Origin of the sequence: Haloarcula laminariae (genome assembly GCF_025457605.1) — an archaeon.
Lineage (GTDB): Archaea > Halobacteriota > Halobacteria > Halobacteriales > Haloarculaceae > Haloarcula > Haloarcula laminariae.
Genome location: NZ_JAMZFY010000001.1, coordinates 1060885 through 1069839 on the forward strand (window position 1 = coordinate 1060885; position 8955 = coordinate 1069839).

13 protein-coding genes and 2 tRNA genes are annotated in these 8955 nt (G+C 67.0%); 10 read left to right on the forward strand and 5 right to left on the reverse strand.

Annotated elements, in window-relative coordinates:
• Window positions 1–45 precede the first annotated feature (45 nt).
• Complete coding sequence (locus tag NJQ98_RS05605) at window positions 46–1512, reverse strand: RtcB family protein (RefSeq protein WP_262176749.1); 1467 nt, start codon at window positions 1510–1512, stop codon at window positions 46–48.
• A gap of 243 nt (window positions 1513–1755) precedes the next feature.
• On the opposite strand from NJQ98_RS05605, the gene NJQ98_RS05610 reads away from it, so the two are divergent.
• The 5 genes from NJQ98_RS05610 (at window position 1756) to NJQ98_RS05630 (ending at window position 4047) form a co-directional block, all read left to right on the forward strand.
• Window positions 1756–2280, forward strand: coding sequence for a DoxX family protein (locus NJQ98_RS05610; protein ID WP_262176752.1), 525 nt, complete (start codon window positions 1756–1758; stop codon window positions 2278–2280).
• A gap of 41 nt (window positions 2281–2321) precedes the next feature.
• Window positions 2322–2582: a hypothetical protein gene (locus tag NJQ98_RS05615; RefSeq protein WP_262176756.1), complete on the forward strand. Its 261-nt coding sequence runs from the start codon at window positions 2322–2324 to the stop codon at window positions 2580–2582.
• Window positions 2583–2623: 41 nt separating this feature from the next.
• Window positions 2624–3088, forward strand: coding sequence for a redoxin domain-containing protein (locus tag NJQ98_RS05620; RefSeq protein WP_262176759.1), 465 nt, complete (start codon window positions 2624–2626; stop codon window positions 3086–3088).
• Window positions 3089–3129: 41 nt separating this feature from the next.
• Window positions 3130–3783 (forward strand): class I SAM-dependent methyltransferase, encoded by a 654-nt coding sequence (locus tag NJQ98_RS05625; RefSeq protein WP_262176761.1) that lies wholly within the window; start codon window positions 3130–3132, stop codon window positions 3781–3783.
• A 193-nt stretch (window positions 3784–3976) separates the two neighbouring features.
• A tRNA-Gly gene (locus NJQ98_RS05630) sits at window positions 3977–4047 on the forward strand.
• Between the two features lie 203 nt (window positions 4048–4250).
• Here NJQ98_RS05630 and NJQ98_RS05635 read toward each other — a convergent pair.
• Genes NJQ98_RS05635 through NJQ98_RS05645 form a run of 3 tightly spaced genes read right to left on the reverse strand, consistent with a single transcriptional unit; the run spans window position 4251 to window position 5990 of the window.
• Window positions 4251–4607, reverse strand: a complete 357-nt coding sequence (locus NJQ98_RS05635; RefSeq protein ID WP_262176763.1) for a hypothetical protein — start codon at window positions 4605–4607, stop codon at window positions 4251–4253.
• Between the two features lie 57 nt (window positions 4608–4664).
• Window positions 4665–5477 carry an HD domain-containing protein gene (locus tag NJQ98_RS05640; RefSeq protein WP_262176765.1) on the reverse strand — a complete coding sequence of 271 codons (813 nt, stop codon included), beginning with the start codon at window positions 5475–5477 and terminating at the stop codon, window positions 4665–4667.
• A 39-nt stretch (window positions 5478–5516) separates the two neighbouring features.
• On the reverse strand, window positions 5517–5990 hold the full coding sequence (locus NJQ98_RS05645) for a redoxin domain-containing protein (RefSeq protein WP_262176768.1): 474 nt from the start codon (window positions 5988–5990) through the stop codon (window positions 5517–5519).
• A 92-nt stretch (window positions 5991–6082) separates the two neighbouring features.
• On the opposite strand from NJQ98_RS05645, the gene NJQ98_RS05650 reads away from it, so the two are divergent.
• From NJQ98_RS05650 to NJQ98_RS05660, 3 genes are all read left to right on the forward strand, one after another.
• Entirely contained in the window at window positions 6083–6319 is a 237-nt protein-coding gene (locus NJQ98_RS05650) for a hypothetical protein (RefSeq protein ID WP_262176772.1), read from the forward strand.
• A gap of 175 nt (window positions 6320–6494) precedes the next feature.
• A complete protein-coding gene (gene tatA / locus NJQ98_RS05655; RefSeq protein WP_262176775.1) occupies window positions 6495–6809 on the forward strand; it encodes a twin-arginine translocase TatA/TatE family subunit in 315 nt (104 codons plus the stop codon).
• Window positions 6810–6837: 28 nt separating this feature from the next.
• A tRNA-Arg gene (locus NJQ98_RS05660) sits at window positions 6838–6911 on the forward strand.
• 240 nt (window positions 6912–7151) lie between these two features.
• Here NJQ98_RS05660 and NJQ98_RS05665 read toward each other — a convergent pair.
• Window positions 7152–7994, reverse strand: a complete 843-nt coding sequence (locus NJQ98_RS05665; RefSeq protein WP_262176779.1) for a halocyanin domain-containing protein — start codon at window positions 7992–7994, stop codon at window positions 7152–7154.
• Between the two features lie 196 nt (window positions 7995–8190).
• Here NJQ98_RS05665 and NJQ98_RS05670 point away from each other — a divergent pair, with 196 nt between their 5' ends.
• Together NJQ98_RS05670 and NJQ98_RS05675 are read left to right on the forward strand one after the other, a co-directional pair.
• Window positions 8191–8550, forward strand: coding sequence for an ArsR/SmtB family transcription factor (locus NJQ98_RS05670; RefSeq protein ID WP_262176784.1), 360 nt, complete (start codon window positions 8191–8193; stop codon window positions 8548–8550).
• Window positions 8547–8849, forward strand: a complete 303-nt coding sequence (locus tag NJQ98_RS05675; protein ID WP_262176787.1) for a DUF7521 family protein — start codon at window positions 8547–8549, stop codon at window positions 8847–8849. The genes NJQ98_RS05670 and NJQ98_RS05675 overlap by 4 nt, the downstream gene beginning before the upstream one ends.
• Window positions 8850–8955: the final 106 nt, after the last annotated feature.

Below are 8955 nucleotides of genomic sequence, written 5' to 3' on the forward strand. Positions count from 1 at the left end.
GTTACCCACCGGCCCACGAAACCGCGGCCGCGCCGCCGGACCCGCTCAGTCCGTCGACTTCAGGTTGTGGACCGGGTCGAGCCACTCGACGACCTCGGCGGTTGGGGCGAGTGCGTCGGCGATGCGCTCGGCGTCCTTGTAGGCCATCGGGGCCTCGTCGCGGACGCCCTCGACGACCGACTCCGAGTAGACGCCGTCCATGGCCGCCGCGAACTCGTCCATGTCGACGATGTCGTGGGCCCGCCGCCGGCTCATCACTCGACCGGCCCCGTGGGGGGCGGTCCGGTGCCACTCGTCGTTGCCCAGCCCGCGGGCGATGACCGACCCCTCCGCCATGTTGAACGGGACGACGAGCTGCTGGCCCTCGCGGGCCGGCGTCGCGCCTTTCCGGACGGTCAAATCCCTGAAGTCGATGTAGTTGTGGATGGACTGGAACCGCTCGACCGGCTCGACGCCCAGCGCGTCACAGATGGCGTCGCTCATCAGCTCGCGGTTCCAGCGGGCGTACTGCTGGGCGAAGAGCATGTCGACGTAGTAGCCGTGTGCCTCACGGCCTTCGAGCCAGTCGAGGTCCTCGTTCCGGTCGTCATCCCCGAGGTCGTCACGGACGGCCTCCTGGAGTCGCCCCAACTTGTCGAAGGCGTCCTCGATGTCACTCCCGTCGAGTTCCCGGCGCAGGCGCTCCTTGTCGATGTAGGACTCGCCCATCCCGCCGGTGACCCAGGTGTAGAGGTCGCGTGACTCGACGGTGTCGGGGTCGAACTTCAGGTACTCGGTGTACTCGTCGGGAATCTCCCCCCGGATATCGCCGACTGCTCGCCGGTCGGTCGCGGTCGACTGCCAGTATTGGGCGACGGACATACCAAGGTACCGGGAGCCGCTGTGGACGACGAGCCAGTAGTCGCCCGACTCCCGGCCCTGCGCGAACTCCACGAAGTGGTTCCCCCCGCCCAGCGTCCCGGCGCTCTTGATAACGTGGTCCATCCCCTGGCGCTGGTCGGCCAGGACGCGGTCACAGAGGGCCTCGAAGTAGTCTGCGTCGTAGCCGTCGAACTCGAACTCGATGGGGTCGATGTGCTCGCCGAAGCGGTCGGCGAAGGCCGCGTCGAACTGCTCGAACACCTCGTTGGCTCGCTCGAAGGGGAACTCGGAGACGAGGTGGGGCGCGTCGTCGTAGTCGTGGACCGACCGGCCCATGGGAACGGCCTCGCGTACGCGACGCTCGCGTTCGGCGTCGTCGAGCGGGAGCGTCTGCCCCAGGTTCGTCGCCGCCATCCCACAGCCCACGTCCACGCCGACGATGTTGGGGACGACGCGGTCGGCCAGCGGCATCGTGAAGCCGATTGGCGCGCCCGCCCCCCAGTGCGTGTCGGGCATGATGCGCACCGGCTCAGTGAAGGCGGGGTGGTCGATGAGGGTCTGTATCTGCTCCATACACCCCTCCTCGACCAGCGACTCGTCCTCGACCAACACGCGCGCCGTGGTGTGGGTACCCTCAAGCTCGATTGCCATTACCCGTGGTAGTTCCGAGGGGCGTTTGAACCTCACGGTGGTCCGGCCCCCGGAGACGTACGCTGATGGCTACCGCCCTCCCGATCGTAACTGCCTCCCGTAACGCCGCTCGAAGGTAGATGTCGGTCGTCGACGAACCCGGCGGTATGAGCGTTCTTACCTCCTCAAAATCGTTCTCACTCTCTGGGAACCTGCGGCCGCATATATACTGATGGGACGCACATGTTCATATGTGAGGCACCGATGTCCTACCAAGCAACCAACCCCCTGACTGAGGATTTCGAGCTCGCACTGGACGGTCCGTGGACGGCCTACTGGCTGGGCTTCCTTCGGCTTGTGACCGGGTGGTGGTTCTTCCACTCCGGCGTCACCAAGCTCCTCGAGGACGGGCTGGCCTACACCTACGGGCCGGCCTACCTCAAACAGATGACCGGAACGGCGCTGGGCCCGATCCCGGTGTGGATGGGGAACAACCTGGCGTGGCTCATCGAGCCCGGCGTCCCGCTGTTCGAGACGCTCATCGGGCTCGCGGTGATGGCCGGCGTGCTCACCCGACTGGCCGCGGCCGGCGGGGTCTTCTTCATGGCCCTGTTCTGGATCGGGAACGCCGAGTTCGGCCACGGACTGGTCAACGGGGACCTGATGGGGCTACTGCTGTTCGTGACGATCATCGTGGTCGGCGCGGGCCGGTACTACGGTCTCGACGCTATCATCGAGCGGTTCCAGTTCGTCAAGCAGCAACCGCGGCTCCGGTACCTACTGGGCTAACGAGGTGACAAAAAATGACTAACACTATCGACAAGGCGGCTATGGCATTGAGCAGCGGACTGATGTTGCTTGGCATCGCAGGGCTGGGCATCGTCGAGATACTCGCCGGACCGGCGTACGGCGCGGCACCGGTGACCAACGACGCCGGCGAAGTCGTTGCGACGCCGATGATCGACCCGGCGCTCCGGACCGGGCTGGTGCTGGCCGGGCTACTCGTGCTGGCGCTCTACGGCGGGTACAAGCTCGTGACGCCGGTCGAGCCCCACAAAGGGACGGCCGACCACGAGACGATGGCTGACTGAGACGGCGAACGGCTTTTTCCCCGGCGGCACCTTTCGACGGTATGCTCGAGACGGGTGAGCCGGCGCCGGATTTCGACCTCGACGGAACGGACGGAGCGACGACCGGCGCCTACCGGCTCTCGGCGGCCGCTCGGCAGGCGCCGGTGGTAGTCGCGTTCTACACCGCCGACTTCGAGCCGCGCTGTACCGCCTATTTGGAAGCGCTGCGGGACACGGAGTGGGGCGACCTGACCGACGCTATCGCCGTCCTCGGCGTCGCTCCCGGCACCGTCACGGACCACCGGCAGTTCGCCGCCGACCTCGACCTTCCGTTCCCGCTGTTGGTCGACCACCCCGGCGTCGACGACCAGTTCGGTGTCCAGCGACCCGACGGTTCGACGCGGCGGGCGGCCTTTCTCGTCGACACCCGGTGTCGCGTCGAGTTCGCGTGGGCGGACCCCGAGCCCGACCGCGACGCGGGGACGCCCGATATCGGGCCTATCCGGTCGGCGGTCGCGCGACGCTGACGGTCGAAAGCGGTAAGCGAGGGCCGTTCCCACCACTCCACATGGACCGCTCCCGGGCCGCCGTCCGCGAGACCTACGAGCGAATCGGCGCCCACTTCTCGAAGACCCGCGAGTACGCCTGGCCGGAGGTCGAGTCCTTCGTCGCGGACGCTCCGACCTGCGGGACGGCCCTCGATATCGGCTGCGGCAACGGCCGCCATTCCGCCCTGCTCGCCGACGTGGCCGACCGGGTCGTCGGGCTCGACGCGTCCCGGGCGCTGCTTTCGGCGGCCGCCGAGCGCGTCGGTGACCGTACCGCGCTCGCCCTCGGGGACGCCGCTCGCCTGCCCCTGGCCGACGACACCGTTGACTTGGCCGTCTACGTCGCGACCCTCCACCACCTCCCCTCGGCCGCCGACCGGGGCGCGAGCCTGGACGAACTCGCCCGGGTGCTCTCCCCCGGCGGTCGGGCGCTGGTCAGCGTCTGGAGCACGGCCCACGACCGCTTCGACACCTCCGAAGACGCCGAGACCGGCTTCGACACCACCGTCGACTGGACGCTTCCCGGCGGCGAGACGGTGCCCCGGTTCTACCACATCTACGCCCCGGCGGAGTTCCGGCGGGCACTGGACCGTAGCGGCCTGGCGACGGTGTCGTTCGAGATTTCCAGCGGCAACTGCTACGCCGTCGTCCGGTCCGAAGGGAAAGGTCCTTAATCACCTTGGGTCTATTCCGTAACACGCTCGCCTCACGGCCCGCTTTCCAGTAGCGACCGGCCGTGAGCAGACTACGCGGCGGTGGTGAGCGAGTCCGATGGATTCGCGAACCTCGGCGCATGCGAGCGACGCGAGCATGCGGCGGTGGTGAGCAGTCCCGCAGGAACTGCGAACGACGCCGCGAACGAAGTGAGCGGCGGTGGTCTAGTGGTAGGACCTGAGCCTTCCAAGCTCATGGCCCGGGTTCAAATCCCGGCCGCCGCATTTTGCTGCGAGCAAACCGCGAGCAGCAAATGCTGAACTGAGGGATTTGAATCGCACGAGACGAGCGAAGCGAGTTTCGGGTTTCAAATTCCGACCGGCTGCGCCAGTCGGTGTTCACGGGCGCTTCGTGTTTGCTCCCACCCGGCCGCCGCGTTCTACTGGGCGGAACTCGCGAAGAGGACACGTGCCGTGTGCAACGCCGGCTACCGCTCGATTGGTTCCCAGGTGTCCGAGCTGATGGTGGCGTCGGGGTTGTCGACAGCTTCGACGGTGAGCGTGTCGTCGGCCTCGGTACTGACTACTTCGACTTCGCTCCCGGCTCTCCCGGGGAGCGCGGCCGGCGCGTTCCGGTCGGGTGACGTGTCGCGGTCGGCGGCGTCGACCGCCGGGTCGGGCTGGTCACTGGCCGGCTCGCTCGCCAGCGTCGAGGCGCCGGGAAGCGCCAGTACCACGGCCCGCAGCCCGGACAGCAGCCGGGTGACGAGCGGCTCGTCGTCCGGACCGTCTCGCCCGTTCTCCGGCCCGTCACCCCGCGGCTCACCGAGGGGGATGAGACTCATGCACACGGGTAGGGTTCGCCGGTACTAAACAGTTATGTCGCTCACACGTTCCCGGGGTCAGAGTTCGATTCGCTCGACGATTCGGTCCCCGTTCTCGTGGCTGTTGAGCGCCACGATGCGGATGGTCTCCTCCAGCCCGGAACCGTGGAGTTTCGCCTTCAGGAGGTTGTCGACCTGGTAGACCCCGGCGGCGTTGTTCATCTCGATTTCGACCAGCACCGGGTAGTCGTCGCCGGGTTCGAGCGTCACCTTCTCGATGGCCTGGCTGGAGACGGTGTTGATACCCCGGCCGCCCTGCTCGTAGGGGATGCGCGAGCGCCCCCGCTCCATGTCCAGGGCGTCGGCGACGCGGACGACACCGGCCTCCAGCGTCAGCGGCTCCTCCTCGGTGTGGTGACAGAGGATGGCGTGGAGGACCTCGCCTTTCACCCGGACGCGCTCGTCGACGTCGTAGTACCCTTCGAGCAGTCGGTCGAGCAGGTCGGCGGCCAGCGGAATCGAGTAGTAGGGGTGGTCGTCGCGGTGGACGACGTGGCCGATGTCGTGCAGCGTCGCCGCCAGCGCGACGATGACGGCTTCGTCGGCCTCCGCAAGACCCTGCTGGGCCGCGCCGTTGAAGTCAACGCCGCCCCGCTTGAGCAGGTCGTAGAGACACAGCGCCCTGTTGCGGACGATGCTGATGTGTTTGGTCCCGTGGTCGTTGTAGCGCTTGCGGGCCACGGGGTTGACGTTCTGGGCTTCGAGATACGCCTGCACTTCCTCGTCGGCGGCCAGCATATCGAGCACGTCGTTGACGCGCTCGTCGGGGAACGCGTGGTCGGCCTCGGGGTCGTAGATACGGCCGCCCGCCTCCTCGTCAGTCTCGCTCATACGCACACCCAATACGGCCAGCGAGAAAAATCCGGGCTTTCAGGCGCCTTGTGCGGCTTCGATGACCTCGTCGTAGTCGGGTTCGACGCCGGGGTCGTCGGTGACCCAGGCGTAGGTGACGGTCGGGTCCTCGTCGACGACGAACACCGCCCGCTTGGCGAGGTTGTGGACGCCAAGTGCCGTGAAGTCCATCGCGATGTCGTAGGCGTCGACGATGTCGCGCTCGGTGTCACTGATGAGGTCGAACTCCAGTTCGAGCTCCTCGCGGAAGGCGTTCTGGGCGAACGGCGTGTCGATGCTCACCCCGTAGACGGTGACCCCCGCGTCCGCGAACTCGCCGAGCCGGTCGTCGAAGGACTCCATCTCGTGGCTGCAGACGCTCGTGAACGCGCCCGGGAAGAACGCCAGGACGACCGGCCCGTCCGCGACCGCCTCGGAGAGGGATACCTCGTCTACGTCGCCGTTCGCGAGCGGTGCTGTGAACTCCGGAGCTGTGTCGCCGACTGCAATCATACCGCGGGCTCCGGGCCCGAGACGGATGAGTCCGGTGGTCCGGGCAGCCCTCCCGGTGTCCTTTAAATAGTCGCCGGCGCATAGGACCAGCCATGCCCGATACGATGGAGGTCTACACCGGCATCGAGGTGACGGTCGAACACGTCTCCACGCTGGCGAACGGCGGCGCCCGGTTCAACATCACGGCCGAGGACGGCCGCAAGTGGCAGATAGATCTCACGCGCGACGGCGAGACGGAGGTGGTGACGACCTGGCGCGACGGCACGCTCGCCGACCTCGACGTGCCCGACTGGCTCGACGACGTCACCGCCAGGCTCGTCCAGCAGTAGTGGCTGGCCGTCCCTCGCGCCGGCAAACCAGAGGCGACAAAAGGTTGATATCGCGGGGTGTGGCTGCCTGCTCGAAACGCCGATATTGGCGATTTCATCCCCTGTAAAACACCGTTCCGAAATCGGGGTACCAGACAAAAAGACTATAATAGCGACCACGTAAGTACCCATCACAATGTCAGGGACCATCGTACCACTGTTCCCCGGAGTTCCCGGTGGGGTGGAGCTGCTAGTCATCCTCCTCATCGCCGTGCTCCTGTTTGGCGCCAACAAGATTCCGAAGCTCGCTCGCTCGACCGGCGAGGCGATGGGCGAGTTCCAGAAGGGGCGCGAGGAAGTAGAGCAGGAACTCGAGGAGATGCGCGAGGGCGCGAGTCCGAGCGAGTCGTCGAGCGCCGACGAGGCCGGAGCCACCTCGGAGACCGGGGCCGCCTCCGAGACCGACTCCGTCACGACCGACGAGACGACGACCGAATCCAGCAGCAACTAACCGGCTTTCTCAGTTTTCGTATCCAGGCGGGCGTGTGGCCTAGTGGACGAGGGTGAGGGGTTCCTAACCCCTAGAGCGCGGGTTCGAATCCCGCCACGCCCGTGCAGAGTGTCGACGAGCGCAGCGAGTCGGCCTCGAACCGGCATGGCGGGATTCTAATCAGCGGGGTCGCACGCAGCGTGGCGAGCACGTCCGACCGTGGTTCAAGTCCCGAGCGACGACTCCGTCGTCGTTCGACGTTCGCGAAACCGCCGGTTTCGCTCACTCCCGCCACGCTCGTTCTGTGAGGAGCGGACGCGAGGAACGAACGAGACGTGGTATGAACCGATACGAGGTGGCCGTCTACTCGACGATGACAGCGCCCTTCATCCCGACGCCCCGGTGGGGGAGACAGGAGTAGCGGTACTGGCCCGTCTCCTCGAAGGTGTGCTCGAAGGTGGTACCCGGTTCCGAGGTGACCTCGCCGGAGTCGATGTCGGCGTCTTCGAAGGTGACGTTGTGGCTGCTGCCCTCGCCGGTCCACTCCCACTGGACGGTCGTCCCGGTGGTGATGCGGAGCGCGGGCGGGTCGAAGGCGAACAGGCCGCCGTTGCCCTCGGTGCCGACGCGGACGGTGGCGGCGGCGCCGTCCGTTCGGTCGGCGACTGTCCCGTCGAAGTTGCTCGTCCCGGCCAGCCATTCGTCGACGGCATCGTACCCCGTCGACGGGGGTTCCGCGACGATGACGGCCCCGCGCATCCCGTCGTCGGGTTCGCTCACGAAGGCGTACTCGCCGGGTTCCTCGAAGAAGAACTCGTAGCTCGTGCCGGCCTGTGCGTTCGTGTTCCCGCTGTCGAAGGTCCCGTCGAGCGCGACGACGTTGTGCTGGCCGCCGTGGCCGGTCCAGTCCCACTGGACGGCGGTCATCGGTGGGACCTCGATGGCGACCGGCGAGAAGGCGTTCCCGTCCTCCCCGACGGCGACGGTCGCCCGCCCGTCCGGGCCGAACCGGCGCGTCTCACCGTCGTAGCCGTTGGCCTCTTCGAGCCACGCGTCGAGGTCGTCGGGCGGCGTTTGCTCCGGCGTTTCGGTCGATGTCGACTCGGAGCTGTCCGAGGAACCGCTAACCAGGCAGCCGGCGGTAGCGCCGACGCCGGCCACCGCTGTACTCAGGAGGAACTCGCGGCGACTGGAGGGTCGTTGCATCACGCCGACAGATAGGACTGAATACGGCCTAAAATATCCCCCCGCTTTCCACATTCTGGAAATCGGGACACGGTGCTTACTATCTCATCCAAGTATCACGAGCCGGGTAGTCGCTAGCCGTGACCGGTAGATTCACAGCCGTGCCGTCCGATACCACGCCGAGCGGACTGTCCCCCGCCGCCCGCAGGAGGCCCCCGTGAGTGGAGACGACATCGACGACCAAGCCCTGTTCGAGGCGTTAGCCGACCCCGACTGCCGCGACATCCTCGCGGCCGTCGAGGAGCCACTGCCCGCCAGCGCCGTCGCGGAGGCGTGTGACCTCCCCCAGACCAGCACGTACCGCAAACTCCAGCAACTGAGCGAGGCGGGCCTGGTGGCCGAGGAGACGGATCTGCGTCCGGACGGCCACCACACCACCACCTACGTCCGCGATACGACGGGCGTCTTCGTTCCGCTCGTCGGCGAGGACGCCTTCGACGTCGAGTGTGTCCGCCCGCGGAAATCCGCCGACGAGCGGTTGGCGCTCCTGTGGTCGCGTATCAGTGAGGAACTATGAACGGTCAAATCTCGCCCATCGTCGTCGGACTCAAGACTGTGACGCTACTGCTTGGCGGCCTCATCACGTACTTCGCCGCCAAGGCCGCATCGAAGACCGGGTCCCGGTCGCTGACGTACCTCGCCGTCGGCTTTGGTACGGTCACGTTCGGGTCACTACTGGCCGGCGTCGCGGACCAACTGTTCGGCTTCTCGGTGGGGACGGCGCTGCTCTTCGAGACCGCTGTCACCGCCGCAGGGTTCGCCGTCATCGCGTACTCGTTGTACGCCAGCGACCGCGCCGCCTCGCTCGACCGGTGACGACCGACCCGACGACGGCATCCGTCGGACGAAAGCACGGGCTGCCCGTTCGCGAAAGAAGCGTGGACGACGTAGTGACCGCTGTCGTTCTCCGTCCGGGTCCACG

Bases quoted from the DNA above. Each gene is read 5' to 3' on its own strand.
- NJQ98_RS05605 (WP_262176749.1), bottom strand. From the start codon at position 1,512: ATGGCAATCGAGCTTGAGGGTACCCACACCACGGCGCGCGTGTTGGTC.
- NJQ98_RS05610 (WP_262176752.1), top strand. From the start codon at position 1,756: ATGTCCTACCAAGCAACCAACCCCCTGACTGAGGATTTCGAGCTCGCA.
- NJQ98_RS05615 (WP_262176756.1), top strand. From the start codon at position 2,322: ATGGCATTGAGCAGCGGACTGATGTTGCTTGGCATCGCAGGGCTGGGC.
- NJQ98_RS05620 (WP_262176759.1), top strand. From the start codon at position 2,624: ATGCTCGAGACGGGTGAGCCGGCGCCGGATTTCGACCTCGACGGAACG.
- NJQ98_RS05625 (WP_262176761.1), top strand. From the start codon at position 3,130: ATGGACCGCTCCCGGGCCGCCGTCCGCGAGACCTACGAGCGAATCGGC.
- NJQ98_RS05635 (WP_262176763.1), bottom strand. From the start codon at position 4,607: ATGAGTCTCATCCCCCTCGGTGAGCCGCGGGGTGACGGGCCGGAGAAC.
- NJQ98_RS05640 (WP_262176765.1), bottom strand. From the start codon at position 5,477: ATGAGCGAGACTGACGAGGAGGCGGGCGGCCGTATCTACGACCCCGAG.
- NJQ98_RS05645 (WP_262176768.1), bottom strand. From the start codon at position 5,990: ATGATTGCAGTCGGCGACACAGCTCCGGAGTTCACAGCACCGCTCGCG.
- NJQ98_RS05650 (WP_262176772.1), top strand. From the start codon at position 6,083: ATGCCCGATACGATGGAGGTCTACACCGGCATCGAGGTGACGGTCGAA.
- tatA (WP_262176775.1), top strand. From the start codon at position 6,495: ATGTCAGGGACCATCGTACCACTGTTCCCCGGAGTTCCCGGTGGGGTG.
- NJQ98_RS05665 (WP_262176779.1), bottom strand. From the start codon at position 7,994: ATGCAACGACCCTCCAGTCGCCGCGAGTTCCTCCTGAGTACAGCGGTG.
- NJQ98_RS05675 (WP_262176787.1), top strand. From the start codon at position 8,547: ATGAACGGTCAAATCTCGCCCATCGTCGTCGGACTCAAGACTGTGACG.